16 protein-coding genes are annotated in these 21,884 nt (G+C 60.3%); 13 read left to right on the top strand and 3 right to left on the bottom strand.

The window, feature by feature from the left end; genetic code table 11:
- Nucleotides 1–263 precede the first annotated feature (263 nt).
- The 4 genes from AC57B6_RS17865 to AC57B6_RS17850 all read left to right on the top strand — a co-directional run bounded on the left by AC57B6_RS17865 (nucleotide 264) and on the right by AC57B6_RS17850 (nucleotide 6,888).
- On the top strand, nucleotides 264–1,025 hold the full coding sequence (locus AC57B6_RS17865; protein ID WP_030103062.1) for a hydratase: 762 nt from the start codon (nucleotides 264–266) through the stop codon (nucleotides 1,023–1,025).
- A gap of 802 nt (nucleotides 1,026–1,827) precedes the next feature.
- On the top strand, nucleotides 1,828–3,750 hold the full coding sequence (locus AC57B6_RS17860; RefSeq protein WP_025496687.1) for a PrkA family serine protein kinase: 1,923 nt from the start codon (nucleotides 1,828–1,830) through the stop codon (nucleotides 3,748–3,750).
- 154 nt (nucleotides 3,751–3,904) lie between these two features.
- On the top strand, nucleotides 3,905–5,176 hold the full coding sequence (locus AC57B6_RS17855; RefSeq protein ID WP_025496686.1) for a YeaH/YhbH family protein: 1,272 nt from the start codon (nucleotides 3,905–3,907) through the stop codon (nucleotides 5,174–5,176).
- Nucleotides 5,173–6,888, top strand: coding sequence for a SpoVR family protein (locus AC57B6_RS17850; RefSeq protein ID WP_028196708.1), 1,716 nt, complete (start codon nucleotides 5,173–5,175; stop codon nucleotides 6,886–6,888). The genes AC57B6_RS17855 and AC57B6_RS17850 overlap by 4 nt, the downstream gene beginning before the upstream one ends.
- A 202-nt stretch (nucleotides 6,889–7,090) precedes the next feature.
- Here AC57B6_RS17850 and AC57B6_RS17845 read toward each other — a convergent pair.
- Nucleotides 7,091–8,226, bottom strand: a protein-coding gene (locus tag AC57B6_RS17845) for an IS3 family transposase (RefSeq protein ID WP_406867355.1) whose coding sequence is annotated in 2 segments (ribosomal slippage) — nucleotides 7,091–7,968 and nucleotides 7,968–8,226 — 1,137 coding nt in all. Because the reading frame shifts where the segments join, the coding sequence is not laid out codon by codon here.
- A gap of 1,040 nt (nucleotides 8,227–9,266) precedes the next feature.
- Here AC57B6_RS17845 and AC57B6_RS17840 point away from each other — a divergent pair.
- Nucleotides 9,267–10,580, top strand: coding sequence for an MFS family transporter (locus tag AC57B6_RS17840; RefSeq protein ID WP_028196707.1), 1,314 nt, complete (start codon nucleotides 9,267–9,269; stop codon nucleotides 10,578–10,580).
- 133 nt (nucleotides 10,581–10,713) lie between these two features.
- Here the strand turns inward: AC57B6_RS17840 and AC57B6_RS17835 are convergent, their stop codons facing one another.
- A complete protein-coding gene (locus AC57B6_RS17835) occupies nucleotides 10,714–10,935 on the bottom strand; it encodes a hypothetical protein (RefSeq protein ID WP_025496301.1) in 222 nt (73 codons plus the stop codon).
- A 314-nt stretch (nucleotides 10,936–11,249) separates the two neighbouring features.
- Between AC57B6_RS17835 and AC57B6_RS17830 the strand changes: the two genes are divergently transcribed.
- From AC57B6_RS17830 to AC57B6_RS17820, 3 genes are all read left to right on the top strand, one after another.
- Nucleotides 11,250–12,071, top strand: coding sequence for an ABC transporter substrate-binding protein (locus tag AC57B6_RS17830; protein ID WP_496421807.1), 822 nt, complete (start codon nucleotides 11,250–11,252; stop codon nucleotides 12,069–12,071).
- A gap of 97 nt (nucleotides 12,072–12,168) precedes the next feature.
- A complete protein-coding gene (locus AC57B6_RS17825; RefSeq protein ID WP_030103065.1) occupies nucleotides 12,169–12,894 on the top strand; it encodes an amino acid ABC transporter permease in 726 nt (241 codons plus the stop codon).
- Nucleotides 12,895–12,896: 2 nt separating this feature from the next.
- Nucleotides 12,897–13,622 carry an amino acid ABC transporter permease gene (locus tag AC57B6_RS17820; protein WP_025496304.1) on the top strand — a complete coding sequence of 242 codons (726 nt, stop codon included), beginning with the start codon at nucleotides 12,897–12,899 and terminating at the stop codon, nucleotides 13,620–13,622.
- 28 nt (nucleotides 13,623–13,650) lie between these two features.
- On the opposite strand, the gene AC57B6_RS17815 is transcribed toward AC57B6_RS17820, so the two are convergent.
- Nucleotides 13,651–14,778 (bottom strand): glycosyltransferase family 2 protein, encoded by a 1,128-nt coding sequence (locus tag AC57B6_RS17815; protein WP_496421806.1) that lies wholly within the window; start codon nucleotides 14,776–14,778, stop codon nucleotides 13,651–13,653.
- A gap of 847 nt (nucleotides 14,779–15,625) precedes the next feature.
- Between AC57B6_RS17815 and AC57B6_RS17810 the strand changes: the two genes are divergently transcribed.
- The 5 genes from AC57B6_RS17810 to AC57B6_RS17790 all read left to right on the top strand — a co-directional run bounded on the left by AC57B6_RS17810 (nucleotide 15,626) and on the right by AC57B6_RS17790 (nucleotide 20,926).
- On the top strand, nucleotides 15,626–16,657 hold the full coding sequence (locus AC57B6_RS17810) for an ABC transporter substrate-binding protein (RefSeq protein WP_042274995.1): 1,032 nt from the start codon (nucleotides 15,626–15,628) through the stop codon (nucleotides 16,655–16,657).
- Nucleotides 16,658–16,716: 59 nt separating this feature from the next.
- Nucleotides 16,717–17,763, top strand: coding sequence for an aromatic ring-hydroxylating dioxygenase subunit alpha (locus tag AC57B6_RS17805; protein WP_046569056.1), 1,047 nt, complete (start codon nucleotides 16,717–16,719; stop codon nucleotides 17,761–17,763).
- A gap of 2 nt (nucleotides 17,764–17,765) precedes the next feature.
- Nucleotides 17,766–18,599: an ABC transporter ATP-binding protein gene (locus AC57B6_RS17800; protein ID WP_178369641.1), complete on the top strand. Its 834-nt coding sequence runs from the start codon at nucleotides 17,766–17,768 to the stop codon at nucleotides 18,597–18,599.
- 131 nt (nucleotides 18,600–18,730) lie between these two features.
- Entirely contained in the window at nucleotides 18,731–19,459 is a 729-nt protein-coding gene (locus AC57B6_RS17795) for an ABC transporter permease (RefSeq protein ID WP_496421818.1), read from the top strand.
- 18 nt (nucleotides 19,460–19,477) lie between these two features.
- Nucleotides 19,478–20,926, top strand: a complete 1,449-nt coding sequence (locus AC57B6_RS17790; protein ID WP_496421805.1) for an isoxanthopterin deaminase — start codon at nucleotides 19,478–19,480, stop codon at nucleotides 20,924–20,926.
- Nucleotides 20,927–21,884 lie beyond the last annotated feature (958 nt).

The following is a 21,884-nucleotide window of genomic DNA, read 5'->3' as shown; positions in this document are numbered from 1 at the left end:
AAGCGCGCCGCATGACGATAAAGACCGCGATTGCGCACGCAACCGCGGTCTTTTTTCATGTTTTGTGGACTAAGCAGCGTTCACAATCGATGTCTGCACCCTGGTAAGCGTCGCGATCCGGTACATTGACGGGCGCGACTACGGCTCGCATCGGCAAGAGTGCCGTTTCAGCCCGTTAGCGCGCGGACCGTGAGCCCGCTATTCCGCTGCCGCAACCCGGCGCAGCGGCCCACCGCTCAACGCGCCAGCCATAAAGGACCGACATGACGCAATACGACCTCGCGCACCGCCTCGTCGAAGCACGGCGGCAGCATCGCCCGATCGATGCGCCGCCACCCGACAGCCTGCCGCCTGACGCAGCCACCGCCTACGCAATCCAGCAGGCTGTCATCACGGGCCTCGGCGATTCGACGGGCGCGTGGAAGATCGGCGCCAAAGCGCCGGGCGGGGCCGCCGCGGGCGCGCCGATCCCGGCTTCGCTGGTGCTGCCGTCGCCCGCGCGGGTGGCACATGACGGTTTTTTCCGGGTGTTGGTGGAACTGGAAATTGCCTTTCGCTTCGCCGAGGCCATCGAGCCGCGTGGCCGGGCTTATGCGCGCGACGAGGTGCTCGCGAAGCTCGGCGTCGTGCTGCCGACCATCGAGATTGTGGACAGCCGCTTTTCCGAGTGGCCCAATGTCGCGCCGCTTGCACAGTTGGCGGATGCGCAGAACAACGGCGCGTTGATTACCGGTCATCCGGTTGCCTATGCGGGCCTCGCGCGGGGCTTCGACTTCGTGTCGCCCGAACTGGAATTGACGTTCGACGGCGACTCGCTGGTGCCGGACGCCACCGGCAATCCGGCTGGCGATCCGCGCGAACTGCTGGTGTGGTTCGTCAACCATTGCGCCGCTATGGGCATTACGATCGAGCCCGAATGGACGATCACCACCGGTTCGTATGTAGGTGCGCACAATGTGGGCAAACCGGGCATTGTGCGCGGCCACATCGACGGTCTCGGCGAAGTGGAGATTGAACTGACCTGAGCGTGGCACGGTGTATTTGTAACCGGCGGCTTGTGATACCCATTACAAAGACGAAGCATCAAAACAACGGCTGCCCGCGGGCGGCCGTTTTACATTTACAGCATCCGCATCGAACGTTTTGCCGTATACACCTATGAAGCAAGCCATCGCATGGCCGTGATCCAGTTATACACACGGCTAACCATGTCGCCAACGCGGTTAATACGAGGGCCAGGTAAAAGCGGCAAGCGCACGAAGACTGCCGCACGCCATGCGCGATTGCGTGGAACGAAACCTTCAGTGCGTTGACGAACCGTTACACGATGCGCCGATGAACGGCGCTGCTGGTCGGCATCGCGAACGAACATGTAACACAGTGCTCTTCGCTGTAGACCGAATCGCGATGCGATGCGTTATGAAAAAAAGTACCGGGCACTGGAAATGGCATGACGTCCGCGTTAGAGGCGACAAAGTGTGCGCATGCAGACAGGCTGTCCGGCGCAGCAGTGGGATTGTTTGATGAACAGGACGATTCGTGTCATGGAACACCGCCAGCGGTGTTGATCAGCACGGCGAGCAGAGGTGTTGGAGAGGCAGTAATGCGGTCCGGCAGTCGTTGTGCGTGAGTGCGAGATGAGCGGAAGATTGTAGGTGACCGAATCTGTGTTTCCAAGTGAGGATTGCAGGAGGGGCAACACGGCACGATTTTCATCACGTAGTCCGTGAAAAAAAATTTAAAAGGGTTTAGGATGAATTCGAGCGATGTCGTTTCCGAATAGCGCGCCGCGCACGACATCGGTCTAGACTTTGGCGAGGAGGTAGCATGGATATCTACAGCAGTTTCGCGACCCGCTTCGAGAAAACGCGAGAAGATGAACTCTCGCTCGAGGAGTATCTCGCGCTCTGCAAAGACAATCCCGCCGCGTACGCTACAGCCGGCGAACGCATGTTGACGGCAATCGGTGAACCAGAACAGATCGACACTCGCAACGATCCGCGCCTGTCGCGTATCTTTGCGAACAAGGTCATCAAGGTATACCCCGCATTCCGTGAGTTCTACGGAATGGAAGAAGTGATCGAGCAGGTGGTCGCCTACTTCCGGCACTCGGCCCAGGGGCTTGAGGAAAAGAAGCAGATTCTGTATCTGTTGGGACCGGTCGGCGGCGGTAAATCGTCGATCGCGGAGCGTCTGAAGCAACTCATGGAACGGGTGCCGTTCTATGCGATCAAGGGTTCGCCCGTCAACGAGTCGCCACTGGGTCTGTTCGATTACGACGAGGACGGTCCGATCCTCGAAGAGCAATACGGGATTCCACGCCGCTACCTGAAAAATATTCTGAGTCCGTGGGCGGTCAAGCGCCTCCACGAATACAACGGCGACATCCGCAAGTTTCGCGTGGTGCGCCGCTACCCGTCGATCCTTCGTCAGATCGGTATTGCCAAGACCGAGCCGGGTGACGAAAACAATCAGGATATTTCGTCGCTGGTCGGTAAGGTCGACATCCGCAAGCTCGAGCAGTACGCCCAGGACGATGCGGACGCATACAGCTACTCCGGTGGCCTGTGCCTCGCGAATCAGGGCTTGCTCGAGTTCGTCGAAATGTTCAAGGCGCCGATCAAGGTCTTGCACCCGTTGCTCACCGCGACTCAGGAAGGCAACTTCAAAGGCACCGAAGGTTTTGGCGCGATCCCGTTCGACGGCGTGATTCTCGCTCACTCGAACGAGTCGGAATGGAAGGCCTTCCGCAATAATCGCAACAACGAGGCACTGCTCGACCGCATCTTCGTCGTGAAGGTGCCGTATTGCCTGCGCTATGGCGAAGAGATCAAGATCTACGAGAAGCTGCTGCGTAATTCGTCGCTGGCCAATGCGGTATGCGCGCCGGGTACGCTGAAGATGATGGCGCAGATGTCGGTGCTCACGCGCTTGCAGGAGCCGGAAAACTCCAGCCTGTTCTCGAAGATGCAGGTGTACGACGGCGAAAACCTCAAGGACACCGATCCGAAGGCCAAGTCGTATCAGGAGTATCGCGATTTCGCGGGCGTGGATGAAGGGATGACCGGCGTGTCGACCCGCTTCGCGTTCAAGATCCTGTCGCGTGTATTCAACTTCGATTCGACCGAAGTCGCCGCGAACCCGGTCCACCTGATGTATGTGCTCGAACAGCAGATCGAGCGCGAGCAGTTCCCGCCGGAAACCGAACAGAAGTACCTGTCGTTCATCAAGGACGTGCTCGCCTCGCGCTACGCCGAGTTCATCGGCAAGGAGATTCAGACCGCGTATCTGGAGTCGTATTCCGAGTATGGCCAGAATATTTTCGATCGCTATGTGACGTATGCGGACTTCTGGATTCAGGACCAGGAATTCCGCGACCACGACACCGGCGAGAGTTTCGACCGCGCGGCGCTGAACGCCGAACTGGAAAAGATCGAGAAACCTGCGGGCATCAGCAACCCGAAGGACTTCCGCAACGAGATCGTCAACTTCGTGCTGCGTGCGCGGGCTGCGAATGCGGGGAAGAATCCCGCATGGATCAGCTACGAGAAGCTGCGCGTCGTGATCGAAAAGAAGATGTTCTCGAATACGGAGGAACTGTTACCGGTGATCTCGTTCAACGCCAAGGGCTCGGCGGAAGAGCAACGCAAGCACGAAGACTTCGTCAACCGGATGGTGACGAAGGGCTATACGCCAAAGCAGGTGCGCTTGCTGTGTGACTGGTATCTGCGCGTGCGCAAGTCGTCATGATACGCATTGCGTGCCGCCCGCGCGGTCCGGCCGCGCGGGCACCTTGCGAAGCGCAAGTTGCATGGACATAGCGTTGCGTTTGCGGACATGCCTATGCAGTTTGCGTCTCGCGCACTCGAATTAGTGCAGTTGCATGGGACACGGGAGACCGGGCGTGCTTCATCAAATCATCGACCGCAGGTTAGCTGGTAAGAACAAGAGTATTGCGAATCGCGAGCGTTTTTTGCGTCGCGTCAAGAACTACATTCGTCGCGCCGTTTCGGAAGCGGTACGCGATCGCAGCATCAAGGATATCCAGAACACCCAGAGCATCACGATTCCACGCAAGGACATTGCCGAGCCGTCGTTCCGGCACGGCCCCGGCGGTAAGCGGGAAATGGTGCATCCGGGCAACTCGGACTACATCCGCGGCGACAAGATTCAGCGCCCGCAAGGGGGCGGCGGCGGAGGCGGGGGCAACCAGGCGAGCAATGAAGGCGAGGGTCAGGACGACTTTGTGTTCGAGCTCAGCCGCGAAGAATTCATGCAGTACTTCTTCGACGACCTCGAACTCCCGCGTCTCGTCAAAACCCATCTGATGGCCGTGCCTACGTGGAAGAGCATCCGCGCCGGCTGGGCGGCCGAAGGCACCCCGAACAATATCGACGTGGTCCGCTCGCTCAGAAGCGCGCTTGGCCGCCGGATTGCGCTCGGCGCGCCGCTCGTCAATCAGTTGCACGAGATGGAACGGCAACTGGAAGAGATCAAGGCCGATCCGGCCGACCGTCGCGAGGAAATCAAGCTGCTCGAGGAGGAGATTCACCATTTGCGCGGGCGCATCTGGCGCATTCCGTTTATCGACCCGTTCGATCTGCGCTACGTGAACCGGGTGAAGCAGCCCACGCCGTCGAGCCAGGCGGTCATGTTCTGTCTGATGGATGTGTCCGGTTCGATGGACGAGCAGCGCAAGGATCTCGCCAAGCGCTTTTTCATCCTGCTGTACCTGTTCCTCAAGCGTAACTACGAAAAGATCGAGGTGGTGTTTATCCGTCACCATACGCGCGCCGAGGAAGTCGACGAAGATACGTTCTTTCATTCGACGGAAAGCGGCGGCACGGTGGTGTCGAGCGCGCTGGAGCTGATGCGTAAGGTGATGGAAGAGCGCTACTCGCCGACTGAATGGAACATTTATGGCGCTCAGGCGTCTGACGGCGACAATTGGACCGACGATTCGCCCAAGTGCCGCAAGATACTTTCGGATGACATCCTGGAGAAGGTGCGCTATTTTGCGTATATCCAGGTTACGCCGGAAGAGCAGAACCTGTGGCTCGAGTATGCACAGCTGGCGCTGAGCCAGCCGCATATGGCGATGAAGAAGGTCGAGACCGCGGCGGATATCTATCCGGTGTTCCGGGAACTGTTTGAAAAGCAGGTGGCGTCTTCATGACAAAACACCTGCACAACGAAGCGCGCGGCTACCAGCCGGAGCGCGGGAAAGGCGTGCCGCAGCAGGGTCAAGCCGGGCATGCCGAGGCGAAGGCGGACGATACGGGAGCCGCCGCAGCCGGAGCAGTCGACACCGCTGCAGCACGGGGACACACCGGAACGCCCACTGTGGGGCAAAGGGAAGTCCGTATGAACGTAGCAGATAGGCGGCCTTTGCCGTGCCCGTCCGACTGGACCTTCGAATTGATCGAAGAGTACGACACGCATATTGCCCGTGTTGCAGAGCAATATGAACTCGACGTGTATCCGATCCAGCTCGAACTCATCAGCGCCGAACAGATGATGGACGCTTACGCGTCCGTCGGCATGCCGGTGAACTACCGTCACTGGTCGTTCGGCAAACACTTTCTTTCCACCGAGAAGAGCTATCGCCGCGGGCAGATGGGGCTGGCGTACGAAATCGTCATCAATTCAAACCCTTGCATCGCGTATCTGATGGAAGAGAACACGATGACGATGCAGGCGCTCGTCATCGCGCACGCGGCCTATGGCCACAACTCGTTCTTCAAGGGCAATTATCTGTTCCGGCTCTGGACGGATGCGCACGCGATCATCGATTACCTCGTCTACGCGAAGAATTACATCGCGGAGTGCGAGGAGCGCTTCGGGCTCGACCGGGTGGAGGAATTGCTCGACTCGTGCCATGCATTGATGAATTACGGTGTGGACCGTTACAAACGTCCGCAGAAGCTGTCGCTGGAAAAGGAGTTTGCGGCGCGCCGCGAACGCGAGGCTTATTTGCAATCGCAGGTGAATGAATTGTGGCGCACCTTGCCGAGCCGGCACACGCCGTTGCCCGAGGAAATCGAGGAGCGTTACCCGCCGGAGCCACAAGAAAACCTGTTGTATTTCGCGGAGAAGAATGCGCCGTTGCTGGAGCCGTGGGAGCGGGAAGTGATCCGCATTGTGCGCAAGGTCGGGCAGTATTTCTATCCACAGCGGCAAACCCAGGTCATGAATGAGGGCTGGGCCACGTTCTGGCACTACACCTTGCTCAACACGATGTACAACCAGGGCAAGCTGGAAGACGGCTTCATGATGGAGTTTCTCCATTCGCACAGCAATGTGGTGTACCAGCCGCCGGTCACGAAGCCTTACTACAGCGGCATCAATCCGTACGCGCTGGGTTTTTCGATGATGAGCGACATTCGCCGGATTTGCGAATCGCCGACGGAGGAAGACCGCAAGTGGTTCCCTGAGCTGGCGGGCAGCCCGTGGCTGCCGGCGATGCACTACGCGATGCGCAATTTCAAGGACGAGAGTTTTGTCGCGCAGTATCTGTCGCCGCATCTGATCCGCGAGATGCGTCTATTTTCCGTGCTCGATGACGATATGCGCGATGCGCTGGAAGTGTCCGCGATTCATGATGACAGCGGGTATCAGTATGTGCGGCAGGCGTTGTCGCGGCAGTACGACATGCATCATCGGGAGCCGAACATTCAGGTTTGGGCTGTGAATACGCGTGGGGACCGGAGTCTGACGTTGCGGCATTTCATGAGCGATAACCGGCATCTGTCTAATGATAGCGATGAGGTGCTTAAGCACATGGCGCGGTTGTGGCAGTTTGATGTTTATCTGGAAAGCGTTGATGAGAATGGCACTGTCAGGAAGCGGTATGAATGTAAGTATGTGCCTCCGGCTGTGAGGGTTTGAGGTTTTGGTTTTTTTGCCTGCCCGGCAGGTGCAGGGCCTTCGCGGCGCTTTTTTGTTGTTGAGTTTGGTGCTTTTGGGGTTTGGTTTGTTTGGGTTGGTCCTTTGGCCTTTCCTTGATTTGTTAGTGGTCTATTAGCGTTGCCCCTGTGCGGGGCGGCACCTGTAGTGGTCAAGTAATCCTGGACACCGACAAAGGGTATTTTTAAAAACTCAAAGCTTCGTACCGCACCGGCGGCATCCTGTCTGTTGTCGAATGGATCCGCCGGCAGTTGTAAAAGTCGTCGATGTAGGCCTCGATATCGCGTTCGGCATCGGCGTGGTCAATGTACCCCTTTGGATTGAGCCATTCACTTTTCAGGCTTCTAAAGAACCGCTCCACGACCGCGTTGTCCCAGCAGTTTCCCTTTCGGCTCATGCTCTGCACCATGCCGTTGGCCTTCAGATCATCCACGAAGTAGGCGCTGGTGTACTGACAGCCCTGGTCGGAATGGAACATCACACCGTGCGATGCACGCCGTCTGGCGCGAGCCTCCCGTAGAGCCCGGATCACCAGCTCCGTGTCGGCCTGCAGCGCAAACGCCCAGCCGATGATGCGGCGCGAATGCAGATCCATCACAATGGCCAGATACGACCAGCCCTGTCGCGTACTCACATACGTAATGTCACCGGCCCAGACCTGATTGGGGCTGTCCTGCTCGAAGTGACGCTCCAGCAGATTCGGCGCGACCAGCGCCTCTCCACTGGCCTTGCTGTAACGATGCGTACGCGTTCGACGTACCTTCAACTGCGCTTCGCGCATCAGGGAGCGTGCGCGGTGACGGCCGACCTCATAGCCGCGCTGGCGCAACGCCTGCGACATCCTGCGGCTGCCGTAACTGCCGCGGGTTTCCCGATGGATTTCACGCGCCGCCATCAACAACGCCGCGGGCGAACGACGCGCCACTGGCCGGCGACCGAGCGCGTAATAGCTGCTCCGTGCGACGCCTGCCACCTTGCACATCACGCTCACCGGCCAGGCCTTCTTCAGCGAATGGATCACTTCGGCAAGCGATCCATTTCCTTGACGAAGAAGGCCGTAGACTTTTTTAGAATGTCCCGCTCCCTCTCGAGATCGGCCACCCGCGCTTCCAGCTCGCGGATGCGACGCGCGTCCCCTTCAATCTGCGACGGCGTGCGCGGCGGCTTTGCCTGCTCGGCGCGCCATTGCGCCACCCAGCGACGCAGCGCCGTATCGCCCACGCCCATCGCCTCGCAGGCCTGGGCAAACGAATAGCCTTTGTTGACCACCAGTTGCACCGCTTCAGCCTTGAATTCTTCTGGAATGTTCCGTCTGCTCATCTCTCACCTCGTTTGGAGAATTATCCCCTTTAGAGGTGTCCAGAGTCATTGGACCACTACAACCTACTTTTCTTTGCCTGCCGCAAAGAAAAGTAGGCAAAAGAAAGCGGCTCAAACCGCTAATTCTTAAGCGGGTCCCCCGCACAGTAGCGGTAGTGGTGCATCTGGAATCTGTGTTCTCGCACATTCGGTGTTAGTGACAAGGCAGTCATACCTCCGGCGGCGCTGCGCGCGCCGATACCCTGTTCAAAAAACCGCTCGCCCGACCTGCGCTTCCACGGCTTGGTCCGTTCCCTGGCTTGCCGTTGCCTCGCTGCTGCAAGCACAACCGCGGCCGTGGTCGCGATCGCCAATGCAATGCACAGACATTTCCTCTGAAGTGGGGGGGGGCCAACCAGAGCGGACGCGTCTCGCCGAGGCGAAGCCGATGGCTCCCGCTGCGCGAAACGAAGCCCCAGGTTTCCCAAGCAGACCCGTCCGCGACGCACGCAGTGCGGAGTGGGAGCTGATGAGCGCCTTGTCACTAGCGGGGAGTGTGCGGGGGCACGGATTCCAGATGCACCACTACCGTGGCTGTGCGGGGGACCCGCTTAAGAATTAGCGGTTTGAGCCGCTTTCTTTTGCCTACTTTTCTTTGCGGCCGGCAAAGAAAAGTAGGTGCCGCCCCGCACAGGGGCAACGCTAATAGACCACTAACAAATCAAGGAAAGGCCAAAAGCCCAGCAAGAGATCGAAAGACCAGAAGACCAACAACAAACCAAAAGCCCCAACCCCGAACCCAGCAAGAAAAGGCCAGCGCCCCGGATCAACAACGAAAAGCGCCGCGAAGGGCCTGCATCTGCCGGGCAGGCAAAAACCTTGCGTTGATCCCTAACAAACCCCCATCTCCTCCTTGCAATTCTGTAAAATTCGCGCACGCGCGCAACGGGCACCCCGCGGGGCACCCCGGAGGCACTCCGGACCCACCCACCGCGATGCGCGCGCCAGGAAGGCGGCGCCACGACCGCCACCTCCGTTTAAAGACAAGGAAAGACAACAGCATGACCGACCTAACCGACCAAACCGTGGCCACGGTTCACGACGCACGCGACACCCGGCGCCGCATCTTCGCGATCGTTGGCGCTTCATCAGGCAACCTAGTCGAATGGTTCGACTTTTACGTGTATTCGTTCTGCGCGCTCTATTTCGCGCCGGCCTTCTTCCCGAGCGGCAATACCACCACGCAATTGCTTAACACGGCGGGCGTCTTCGCCGCGGGCTTCCTGATGCGCCCGATCGGCGGCTGGTTCTTCGGCCGGCTTGCCGACAAACACGGCCGCAAGACCGCGATGATGGTATCGGTGTTCATGATGTGCGGCGGCTCGCTGGTGATCGCGGTGCTCCCCACGTACGCGCAGATCGGCGCACTGGCGCCGGCGCTGCTGCTGGTCGCACGCCTGTTCCAGGGCCTGTCGGTGGGCGGCGAGTACGGCACCAGCGCGACCTATATGAGCGAAGTCGCGCTCAAGGGCCGCCGCGGCTTCTTCGCGTCGTTCCAGTACGTCACGCTGATCGGCGGTCAGTTGTGCGCGCTGCTCGTGCTGGTGATCCTCCAGCAAACCCTCTCCACCGAAGAACTGAAAGCGTGGGGCTGGCGCGTGCCGTTCGTGATCGGCGCGCTGGCGGCACTCGTCGCGCTGTATCTGCGTAAATCGCTTGAAGAAACGACCACGGCTGAAACGCGTCAACGCAAGGAAGCCGGCACGCTGCGCGGCTTGTGGCAGCACAAGGGCGCGTTTCTGACCGTGCTCGGCTTCACGGCAGGCGGCTCGCTGATTTTCTACACGTTCACCACGTATATGCAGAAGTACTTGGTCAACACAGCCGGTATGCACGCCAAGACAGCAAGCAACGTGATGACCGCGGCGCTGTTCGTCTACATGATCATGCAGCCGGCGTTCGGCGCTTTGTCGGATCGTATCGGACGTCGTCGTTCGATGATTTTCTTCGGCTTTTTCGCGACCATCGGCACTGTGCCGCTGCTGCACGCGTTGAAAGACGTAACGAGCCCGTACGCGGCCTTCGGCCTCGTGGTCGTGGCGCTGGCGATCGTTAGCTTCTATACGTCGATCAGCGGCCTGATCAAGGCCGAAATGTTCCCGCCGGAAGTGCGCGCGCTTGGCGTGGGGCTGTCGTATGCGGTGGCCAATGCGATTTTCGGCGGCTCGGCGGAATACGTCGCGCTGTGGCTGAAGTCCGTGGGCAGCGAGTCGACGTTCTACTGGTATGTCACCGCACTGTGCGCGATCGCCGGCATCGTGTCGCTGCGCATGCGCGATCCTTCGAAAGAAGGGTATTTGCGTCACGAGCCTTGAACGAGGACGACACGCGCAAACAGTGCGCGTAAGTGCTCTTTGAAAACGGCGGCCAGGGGCAACCCGGCCGCCGTTTTTTTATCCCATCGGCAGGCACGGCAAGCGGCGCCCGGGCCCACGTCGATGCCCATGCTCAAGCCACCACGATCTCCGTTCCCAGCGCGTGCAGCAGATCGCGCAGCGTCTCGGCTTGCGCCATCTTCGCATCGCTGCGCAAATGAATCTGCACGGCTCGTCCTGCAATGCCATCGACCGGATGCGCAAGCCATAACTCCACGGCCAAGCCTAATCCTTCCGGCTGATTGACGACGACCGGCTCGATCACACGCGGCTTGAAACAGGCACTGTCGGACATGGCAAATCACCTCGAGGCGGATGACGGTTCAAGACCCATCCTAATCAGCCGCACGCGTGAGACCAAGCGACAAATACGCGTTTGCTAATGAGCGGATGCTTAGCAGAAAACACGCTTATTACAGGAGCATTTCTTGGTTCGGTGCGCGCGGCGGCGCTGCTAAGGTGACACCCATGCGTGGCCGTCGGTTGCACTTCGCGCTGGCGAGAGCTTCCCAGCAGATTCGCAGCGGATTTGCGACGGATCGCGCCGACCCGCATCTGTTTTCAGAAACATCGCATCTGCGTCGCACACAAACAAAGAGATCCATAAAAATGAAATCGAAATTACTCGCTGCCTGGCTAGTGACCATGACGGGGCTGACGATGACGGTGCCGGGCCTTGCCCACGCCGATCGTCTCGACGACATCAAGAAGGCGGGCGTGCTACGCGTCGCGACCTTCGACAGCAATCCGCCGTTCGGTTACGTCGACGCAAGCAGCAATCACATCGTCGGCCTCGATGTCGACTACGCCAAGGCGCTTGCCGACAAGCTCGGCGTAAAGCTCGAACTGCAACCGACCAATCCGGCTAACCGCATTCCGTTCCTCGCGTCGAAGAAAGTGGACCTGGTACTCGCCAACTTCACGATCACCGACGAGCGCGCCAAACAGGTCGACTTCAGCATTCCGTATTTCTCGTCAGGCCAGCAGTTTCTGGCGAAGAAGGGCGTGCTGAAATCGCCGGATCAGATCAACAGCCTGCGCGTGGGCGCCGACAAGGGCACCACCAACGAAATCACACTGCGCGAGAAATTCCCGCAAGCCACGATCGTCGCGTACGACGACACGCCGTTCGCATTCGCGGCTTTGCGTGCGGGCAATGTTCAGGCGATCACGCAGGACGGTCCGAAGCTGGTCGGTCTGCTCGCCAACGTACCGGACAAGCAGAACTACGAGATTCCGGCGTTCACGATTTCGAATGACTACATGGGCGTGGGCATTCCCAAGGGCGAGACGCGTCTGGTCGGTTTCGTGAACGACACGCTGAAGGGACTGGAAGCCGACGGCTCGGCCGCGAAGATCTATAACCGCTGGTTCGGTCCGCAAACGAAGACGCCGCTTGCGCGCATCTTCAAGATCGGCGACAAGACCTGAGTTCCATGCTGCTGTAGTACTCAGGAATGAACGGGCACGCTCGCAGCGTGCCCGTCGGCGTTTTCGCAAGAGCGGATTTAAAGAAGCAGGTTTAACGATGCAAGCGTGGCTCGCTCCAAAGTATCTGACGTGGCTGTGGCAAGGCTTCGGCGTCACCGTCGGTCTCGCGTTGACGGTGGCGCTCGCGGCCACCGTGGCCGGCCTCGTGCTGGCCATCGCGCGTCATGCCCGCTACGGCTGGCTGCGTCGTGCAACGGCCGCGTATGTGCTGGTGTTTCGCAATACACCGTTGCTGGTGCAACTGTTCTTCTGGTACTTCGGCGCGGCCACGCTGATGCCGGACGCACTGATGCAGTGGCTAAACACACCGCATGGCGTGCAGCTCGGCGCGTATGCGCTGCGTTGGCCGTCGTTCGAATTTGTCGCCGGGTGGGTCGGACTCACGTGCTATACGGCGGCTTTCATCGCCGAGGAATTCCAGGCGGGTTTGCGCGGCGTGCCGGCAGGTCAGCATGCCGCGGCCGCGGCTCTGGGTCTCACGCCGTTGCAGGCGTTCCGCTACGTCGTATTGCCGCAAGCGGTACGCATTTCGCTGCCGCCGCTGTTCGGCCAATACATGAATCTCGTGAAAAATTCATCGCTGACTATGGCAATCGGTCTTGCCGAATTGTCGTACGCGTCGCGTCAGGTCGAGACGGAAACCTTTAAAACTTTCGAGGCATTCGGTGTGGCCACCGTGTTGTATATCGCCGCCGTCGCTTTGATCGAAGCTGTTTCGCACACGCTTGCACATGCGCGCGAGCGCTCATTCGCGAGGCGCTGAGCATGACATGGTCATTGTTCGCCAATAATTTGCCGTATTTGCTGGTCGGTGCATTTCCGCAAGGGCCGCTCGGCGGCGCGGCGCTTACGCTGGTGCTGGCAGTGTGTTCCGCGCTGGCTTCGGCGGTGCTCGGGCTCGCGGGCGGGATTGCGCTGGCGATGGCGGGGCGCATCGCCCGTGTGCCCTTGCTGCTCGTGATCGGTTTCTTTCGCGCGATTCCGGTGCTGATGCTGATCTTCTGGACTTATTTCCTGCTGCCGATGGTTTTTCATGTCGACGTGCCCGGACTTGCGACGGTCGTTTGCGCGCTCTCGCTGATCGGCGGTGCGTACCTTGCGCACTCGGTGCACGCAGGCATTCGCGCGGTCGGCGACGGTCAGTGGCAAGCCGGCCTGTCGCTCGGCCTCACACGGATGCAAGCACTGCGCTACGTGTTGCTGCCTCAGGCGATGCGCATCATGGCGCCTTCGTTCGTCAATCAATGGGTGTCGCTGGTGAAAGACACTTCGCTCGCGTACATCGTCGGCGTCGGCGAGTTGTCGTTCGTCGCGACGCAGGTCAGCAACCGGCTGATGGTGTATCCCGCACAGATCTTCCTGTTCGTCGGCTTCATCTATCTGGTGCTGTGCACGGCGCTAGACCGCATCGCCACGTATGCGTTGACGCGGCGCAAGCGCATCGTACAGCCGCTCACGCCGGCCACCACACAGGCATTGTCTGGCGATTGACGGCCGCGCCTGGCTACAGCAGCATTGGTCAGATCAGTTCGGATCGATCGGTCACGATGTCGGTAACGAGTTCGGCCACAGCGGTCCCCGGCTCGGCAACGACAGCCGATGCTGCTGCGGCTACCCCCGACGCTGCTGCGGCCACGCCTGATGCCGCTGCAGCTACGCTCGTCACCGCTGCGTGCTGCCGCAGGTTCACAGCCGCGCGTGAGAGCATCAGCAGGTGGTAACAGAACCGCATACTCAAACCGTAGTTGTAGGCAAACAGATGCGTGAACAGGATCTTCAGGCCAGGCGCCACCTGCTGGTTCTTCGCGTGAACCGAGACGACAATCGGCGCGAGCCGGCGCAATGCCAGCTTGCGTGACGGTTCCAGTTGCGGCGGCAGCCTCAGCGCCTTGACGAACGCATACGCACTAACGGGCGCGGAGTTTGTTGTGCCGCGCGTGCTATGCGAGATGGAGGTCGCCGTCTTCCGGTAGACCGACACGTATTCGTGCAGATAGAACACCTCGCGCGCGGCGAGACAGAGTTCGGTGCCGAACACGAAATCGCAGCACGTGCCGTACTGATCCGTGTAACCGATCCGCTTGACCAGGTCCGCGTTGGCCATCCAGCCGTTGTTCGGGAACATCTGGATCAAGCCGGTTCTGCCGGGCAAAGGCTGCAGGCCTTCGGCGTCTCTCGTGCGATGAAACGCGATGTTCAGGCGCGTGCTCGCGTCGAGGTCGACTATGCCATTGTGATCGGCCTCGTACTGATTGGCGAACGCCACTTCCAGGTGTGGATGAAGTGCCCATAGCGACACGAGTTTTTCGATGCCGTCGGTGGTGAGCAGATCGTCGTCGTGAATCAGCAGAATCTTGTCGCCGCGAGCACGCTCGAACAGGCTTGCGACATTGCGCGCCTGACCGAGCGGCGGCTGATTCATCACATAGCGGATGCGCGGTTCGTTCGGATAGCGTTGCGCGATCAACTGCTGGGTGCGGCCGTCCTTTGAATCGTCGCCGATAACGATCTCCAGATCGCCATAGGTTTGCGCGAGGCACGAATCGATGCACTCCGCGATCAACTCAGGTCGATTGCAGGTCGGCAGGCAAATGGAAACTTTGGGAGCGGACTGGGCTGTGGGGGAGGGGGTGGAGAAGGTGAACACAGGTGTCTCCTTTCTTATCCGTTAAGGGGCGGCAGCCGGTTCGCTTTGCGCACACTTTGCTGCATGCAGCAAAATAGGTGATTACAGGAAAAAAATAATCAGTAATAAATCGGAAAAAATGTCCACGCTGTGAAAGCGGTTCGAAGGGGAAAATCTATGCGTCTTTTGCGGGCAAATCGCAGCAAAGCCGCTTGGGCTGGCGTCTGGCGTCAGCCCTTGACCGAGACCCGCCCCGGCCGATTTTTTTGTGCGGGCAGTTAGGCGGAGACTGATTGCACCCTTGATCGGCGTCTTCGCGCGGCTGCAGTTTGCCCCGCGTCGCTCACCGCGTGAGGTGCGCCAAAGGGGCACCGCATGCACCCACGCGGTGCCGCGCCGCTTCGCGCGAGTGCAAAGTCACCACCGCAACCGCAGGGCGCGAGATACCCAAACGTTCGATGGGCGCGCGTCATCGGGGCGTTTCTCAACAACTGGCACAACATTCGCTTAATGGAAAACCAGAGTAGAAGCGGCTAGCGAGCCGGCACGCGAGTGCCGGTCACCGTGGGGCATTGCTCTTGGGGCGCATCGTGCGCCCACGTCGAAGCAATTCGGCGTTTGAACGGAACCGTCCGGTTCCGCCAACAAGGAGCGTGCGATGCAGTTGCCCCAAATTTTCATCCAACAGTCAGGCGTCAGTGCGAGTCGTGCGGCCACGCGCGGCGAGCCGCATGCGTTCGCTCATGTGCATACCTGTGCGCGTCTGCCTGATCTCGTGCGCTGGCGCCGCATGGGCCGCGTCGCCCGTTCCTTATCGTCCGGCTTTCCCATTCTCACAACTATCCCCACGTTCACACGGAGTTCAGCTATGCGCGTTCCGCGTCTTCTCTCAGCTTATGCACGAATTGGCTCGTGCGTCCGCTCATTCGTGGCACGCACCGTCAGCGCCGCCGCGCTCGCCGGTGCCGCACTTGCCGCGCCGCTGGTCCACGCGGAAGATCACGTGACCTTGCTGACCAACTGGTATGCGCAAGCCGAGCACGGCGGCTTCTATCAGGCGATCGCCACCGGCATCTACAAGAAGTACGGTCTGGATGTCACGATCAAAATGGGTGGGCCGCAAGTCAACAGCATGCAGTTGCTCGCCGGCGGGCAGGCCGACTTCCTGCTCGGCTACGACTTCCAGGTGCTCTCCAGCGTCGAAGCCGGCATTCCTGTCACCACGGTTGCCGCGGCGTTCCAGTACGACCCGCAAGGCATGATGACCCATGCCGACGTGACCAGTCTCGGCGGACTGAAAAACAAGACGATTCTCGTCGCCGGTTCGGGCCGCACGACCTGGTGGCCGTGGCTGAAGGCGAAGTACGGCTACACCGAGGCGCAAGCGCGTCCGTACACCTTCAACCTGCAACCGTTCTTTGCCGACCCGAACGTGGCGATGCAGGCGTATCCGTCGTCCGAAACCTATCAGGCCGAACAGGCCCACGCGAACGCGCACTTCTTCCTGTTCGCCGACGATGGCTATCCGCCCTACAACACGACGATCGTCACGATGCGCGATACGTTGAAGAACAAGCCGGATGTGGTGGCGCGTTTCGTGAAGGCTTCAATGGAAGGCTGGAAGAGCTATCTGAACGATCCGGCGCCCGCCAATGCACTGATCAAGAAAGACAACCCGCAGATGAGCGATGGTCAACTCGCGTACGGCGTGGCGCAACTGAAGAAACTCAAGCTCGTGACGGGCGGCGACGCAGCGACGCAAGGCATCGGCACGATGACCGACGCGCGGTGGAAGAAGACCTTCGAATACATGGTCGACGCGAAGCTGCTCAAGCCCTCGACCGACTATCACTCGGCCTACACGCTGCAATACATCCAGAACGCGAAGGTCATGCCCTGAGGTATCCCAGGTACATGCACCGCGTATACGCCTGAACGCTCGAAGAAGGAGTTTTTCCCATGCTGGTCACCCGTCAAAAAGTCTTGCGCCGCTTCTGGTACGCAATCATGCCGATGGCGCAACTCGATGCCGGTCCGCAGCCGTTCACCCTGCTGGGTGAGCCCATCGTGTTGTGGAAGGGCGCAGGCGGCAAGCCGCACGCCTTGCGCGATCGCTGCTGTCATCGCACCGCGAAACTGTCGAAGGGTTTCGTCGACGGCGACGGCAACATCGCTTGCGGATATCACGGCTGGACCTACAATTGCAGCGGCCAATGCGTGAAGATTCCGCAGAACAACGGCGGCGCGATTCCGTCGCGCGCGATCGTGCCGTCGTACCATTGCGAAGAACGTTACGGCTACGCGTGGGTCGCGCTCGAAGATCCGCTGCAGCCGATTCCCGAGTTTCCTGAAGAAGGCGCAGCCGGTTACCGCCGCATTCTGCAGTTCTACGAGCGCTGGGAAACGAGCCCGCTGCGCATGATGGAGAACTCGTTCGACAACTCGCATTTCAGTTTCGTGCATAAAGGCAACTTCGGTCTGTTCGACAATCCGAAGCCGTCGAAGTACGAATTCCGGCCGAACGAGTGGGGCTTCGAAGCGGAGACGCATGTGCCGGTGCGCAATCCGCCAGCGAGCTATCGCATCACGGGCACGACCGAGGAAGTCACCGAGCGTCATCTGATCAACCGCTGGTACATGCCGTTCGCGCGCCGCTTCGGCTGCGTGTATCCGGCGAGCGGCATCCATCACATCATCTATAACTGCGCGACGCCGATCGACGACCGCACGCTGATGCTCTCGCAATGGCTCTATCGCAACGATACTGAGGACGCGTGCTCGACCCAGGAACTGATCGACTGGGACCGTCCGATTACCGACGAAGACCGCGACATTCTCGAAGCGACCGACTACGACGCCTGTATCGACGTACGCCGCCAGCAGGAATGCCACATGGAATCGGACCAGCCCGGTTTGCTGATGCGCCGCATGTTGCTGAAGCTGCTGAACGATAACGGTGAATCCGAAGTTTTTCGCGAAGTATTCCCCATCAACGTGGAGGAATGATCATGGCCTCGACCGAACCCTATTCCCCGAAACCGCCTGTGCCGCTGCTCTCGGTGCAGCGTGTCGACAAGCGCTATCCGAACGGCACGGTCGCGCTCGAAGACGTGCGCCTCGCGATCGAATCCGGCGAGTTCATTTCCTTACTTGGGCCGTCCGGCTGCGGCAAGAGCACCTTGCTGAAAATGTTCGCCGGCATCGAGACGCCGACGCACGGTCATCTGCGCTGGTGGGGGCAACCGTTCGAGACGGTCGGCTCGCCGGGGCGGCGCATGTCGATGGTGTTTCAGGAAGCGACCTTGATGCCGTGGGCGACCGTTGCCGATAACGTGCGTCTGCCGCTCGATCTCGCACACGTGCCGCGCCGCGAAGCCGATGCGCGTGTTGCCGAAGCGCTCGATGGCGTGGGGCTCGCGAAGTTCGGCAAGGTGCTGCCGCGCGAATTGTCGGGCGGCATGCAGATGCGCGCGTCGCTCGCGCGTGCGCTCGTCACCGAGCCGGACCTCCTGTTGCTCGACGAACCGTTCGGCGCGCTCGACGAATTTACCCGCAACCGCCTCGACGGCGATTTGCGCGCGCTGTGGCAGCGGCGCGGCATGACGGTGGTGTTCGTCACGCACAGCATTTACGAAGCCGTGTATCTGTCGAGCCGCGTGGTGGTGATGCAGGCGCGGCCGGGCCGCATCATCGCCGAGGTGCCGATTGACGGTCCGCTCGAACGCGACGATGCGTTCCGTGTCAGCGAGCCGTTCATGCAGCACTGCAAGACACTTTCCGAGCTGATTACCGATGCGCATCGCGCGTCGTTCGCGAACGAAGAAACAGGAGTGCAATCATGACGGGCGAAGTGCTTGCGGGTCATTCGGCCAACCATAACGCGGCGCGCAACCCGGCGGCCGCGAAAGCCGCGCGCCGTCCGTGGCTGCATCGTCCCGGCGTGGCGAAGGCAATCGCGCCGTGGGTCGTTGGCATGGTGGTGCTGGCGTTGTGGCAGGGCTGGTGCGTGCTGATGAAGGTGCCGGCGTATCTGGTGCCGTCGCCGTCGGCGATCGTGACCGAGCTGGTGCAGGACGCACCGCTATTGTTCGGCAGTTTGCTGGCGACGCTGAAAATCACGCTGCTGGCGTTTGCGCTTGCCACCGTGCTTGGCGTGATTATCGCGTTGCTGTTCGTGCAGAGTCCGCTGATCGAAGCGAGCCTGTTTCCGTATGCGATTCTGTTGCAGGTAACCCCCGTGGTGGCGATCGCGCCGCTGATCATCATCTGGGTCAAGGACATGAATGTCGCGCTGGTGTTGTGCGCGACGTTGGTAGCCCTGTTCCCGATCATCTCGAACACGGCGCTCGGCTTGCGCAGTGTGAATCCGGGATTGATCAACCTTTTCAGGATCAATCGCGCAACCCGTTGGCAGACGCTGGTGCGCCTGCGCATTCCGAGCGCGTTGCCGTATTTCTTCGGCGGACTGCGGATTTCAAGCGGGCTGTCGTTGATCGGTGCGGTGGTCGCCGAGTTCGTCGCGGGAACGGGCGGCAGCGGCGCGGGGCTGGCCTATCAGATTCTGCAAGCGGGTTTTCAGCTGAATATTCCCCGGCTCTTTGCGGCGCTGCTGCTGATCACCGTGACGGGCGTCGTACTGTTCGCCATCACGGCGTGGGTGTCGCGCATCGGTTTGCGCGGCTGGCACGATAGCCAACTTTGATTCTTTGCGCTCAGGCTTATGACGACATACGACACTCAACCCTCCACGCTGATCCGCAACGCGGCCGCGATCATGACAGGTGGCTGTGGTACCGCGGACGATCCGTCGCGCGTGCCGGGTCCCGACATTCGCATTGTGGGCGACACGATCGACGAGATCGGTGCGCTCGCGCCGCGACCTGGCGAGACGATCGTGGACGCTACTGATTGCGTGATTTATCCGGCGTGGGTCAATACTCATCATCATCTGTTCCAGTCGCTGCTCAAGGGAGACACGGCCGGACTCGACGCCACGCTTACGCCGTGGCTTGCCGCGACGCCTTATCGGTTTCGTGCGCTATTCGACGAGCGGCGCTTCCGGCTCGCCGCGCGCATTGGGCTGATCGAACTCGCGCGCTCCGGCTGTGCGACCGTGGCCGATCACAACTACGTGTACTACCCGGGCATGCCGTTCGACAGTTCGGCGATTCTGTTCGAGGAGGCGGAGAAACTCGGGTTGCGTTTCGTGTTGCTGCGCGGCGGCGCGACGCAAACACGGCAACTCGAGGCCGACTTGCCGACGGCGTTGCGACCTGAAACGCTGGACGCTTACGTCGCCGATATCGAGCGGCTCGCGGCCAGATACCACGACGCTTCACCGCGAGCGATGCGGCGGGTCGTGATGGCGCCGACCACGGTGTTGTATTCGATTTCCCCTCGGGAGATGCGTGAGACGGCGGCGGTTGCGCGCCGCCTTGGATTGCGCATGCACAGTCACCTGTCGGAGACGGTCGGCTATCAGGACAGTGCGTATTCGATGTACGGGAAATCGCCGGTGGCTTTTTGCGGCGAGCACGACTGGCTTGGCAGCGATGTGTGGTACGCGCATCTGGTCAAGGTCGACGCCGACGAAATCGCGTTGCTTGCGCAGACGGGCACGGGTGTCGCGCATTGTCCGCAAAGCAATGGGCGGCTGGGCAGCGGTATTTGCCCGGTGCGGGAGATGGCTGACGCGGGGGTGCCGGTATCGATTGGCGTCGACGGCGCGGCCTCGAATGAAGCGGCCGATATGATTTCCGAGGTGCACATGACGTGGCTTGCGCAGCGGGCACGCCTCGGGATGCTGGCGCAGCCGGCGTATCGGGGCGGCAGTTTCGAAGGCGGGGCGGGCGCGGCGAGCATTGCCGAGGTGATTCATTGGGGGACGGCGGGCGGCGCCCGGGTGATGGGGCTTGATGAGGTTGGGAAAGTGGCTGTGGGGTATGCCGCGGATATTGCGGTTTATCGGCTCGATGATCCGAGGTATTTTGGGTTGCATGATCCGGCGATTGGGCCGGTTGCTTCTGGAGGGAGGCCTTCGGTGATGGCGCTTTTTTCTGCTGGGAAGCGGGTGGTTGTTGATGACCTGATTGAAGGGGTTGATATCAAGGAGTTAGGGGGGGAGGCCCGGAGGGTTGTTCGGGAATTGCTGAGGGAGGTTGTTGTTTGAGGTTCTGGTTCTTTTTTGCTTGCGTGGCGGTTGGTTTATCTGTTTTGCCTTTGGTGGTGGGATTTTCTTGGGTTGTTGTTGGTCGTTTGGCCTTTCCTTGTTGTGTTAGTGGTCTATTAGCGTTGCCCCTGTGCGGGGCGGCACCTACTTTTCTTTGCCTGCCGCAAAGAAAAGTAGGCAAAAGAAAGCGGCTCAAACCGCTAGTTCTTAAGTGGGTCCCCCGCACAGTAGCGGTAGTGGTGCATCTGGAATCCGTGCCCCCGCACACTCCGCGCTAGTGACAAGGCGCTCATCAGCTCCCACTCCGCACTGCGTGCGTCGCGGACGGGTCTGCCGGGGAAACCAGCGGCTTCGCTCGGCGCAGCGGGGGCCGTCGGCCTCGCCTCGGCGTGGCGCTCCCGCCATGATCGGCGACACCCAGTTCAAAGAAGATGTCTGTGCGTCGCATTCGCGGTGCAATCCCGATCGCTGCCGCGGTTGTGCTTGCCGCAGCGACGCAACGGCGAGTCAGGACTCGGGGGGAAATGCGGGAGCGAAATGTCACCCAGGTGGCAGCGAGGCAACGGCGAATCACGAAACGGAGCAAACGGGAGAAGCAAACCGCAGCCAGGTCACAGCGATATAACGGCGACTCGGGGAACGGACGAAACCGCGGAAGCGAAAATCCGGCGGCCGGTTTTATGAGCCGGGTATCGGCGCGCGCAGCGCCGCCGGAGGTATGACTGCCTTGTCACTAAAGCGGAATGTGCGAGGCGACAGATTCCAGATGCACCACTACCGCGACTGTGCGGGGGACCCGCTTAAGAATTAGCGGTTTGAGCCGCTTTCTTTGCTTATCTGTATTAGCCTGGACTCGATCTGACAGGTAGTCGGGAAACGAAGTAACGAAGCCGATCAGTGAGGGATCAGTTTCTCCCTGGCAAGATCAAGGGAGTCGAGAAACGTACGCATGGGCGTC

It is taken from the genome of Paraburkholderia sp. BGA-UO-ETr-F12, assembly GCF_059567945.1.
The sequence above is the reverse complement of the archived record's forward strand: the minus strand, read 5'-3'. Positions and strand labels throughout refer to the sequence as shown.

Bases quoted from the DNA above. Each gene is read 5' to 3' on its own strand.
- AC57B6_RS17805 (WP_046569056.1), top strand. From the start codon at position 16,717: ATGCTGGTCACCCGTCAAAAAGTCTTGCGCCGCTTCTGGTACGCAATC.
- AC57B6_RS17850 (WP_028196708.1), top strand. From the start codon at position 5,173: ATGACAAAACACCTGCACAACGAAGCGCGCGGCTACCAGCCGGAGCGC.
- AC57B6_RS17840 (WP_028196707.1), top strand. From the start codon at position 9,267: ATGACCGACCTAACCGACCAAACCGTGGCCACGGTTCACGACGCACGC.
- AC57B6_RS17800 (WP_178369641.1), top strand. From the start codon at position 17,766: ATGGCCTCGACCGAACCCTATTCCCCGAAACCGCCTGTGCCGCTGCTC.
- AC57B6_RS17825 (WP_030103065.1), top strand. From the start codon at position 12,169: ATGCAAGCGTGGCTCGCTCCAAAGTATCTGACGTGGCTGTGGCAAGGC.
- AC57B6_RS17790 (WP_496421805.1), top strand. From the start codon at position 19,478: ATGACGACATACGACACTCAACCCTCCACGCTGATCCGCAACGCGGCC.
- AC57B6_RS17810 (WP_042274995.1), top strand. From the start codon at position 15,626: ATGCGCGTTCCGCGTCTTCTCTCAGCTTATGCACGAATTGGCTCGTGC.
- AC57B6_RS17830 (WP_496421807.1), top strand. From the start codon at position 11,250: ATGAAATCGAAATTACTCGCTGCCTGGCTAGTGACCATGACGGGGCTG.
- AC57B6_RS17795 (WP_496421818.1), top strand. From the start codon at position 18,731: ATGGTGGTGCTGGCGTTGTGGCAGGGCTGGTGCGTGCTGATGAAGGTG.
- AC57B6_RS17835 (WP_025496301.1), bottom strand. From the start codon at position 10,935: ATGTCCGACAGTGCCTGTTTCAAGCCGCGTGTGATCGAGCCGGTCGTC.
- AC57B6_RS17860 (WP_025496687.1), top strand. From the start codon at position 1,828: ATGGATATCTACAGCAGTTTCGCGACCCGCTTCGAGAAAACGCGAGAA.
- AC57B6_RS17820 (WP_025496304.1), top strand. From the start codon at position 12,897: ATGACATGGTCATTGTTCGCCAATAATTTGCCGTATTTGCTGGTCGGT.
- AC57B6_RS17865 (WP_030103062.1), top strand. From the start codon at position 264: ATGACGCAATACGACCTCGCGCACCGCCTCGTCGAAGCACGGCGGCAG.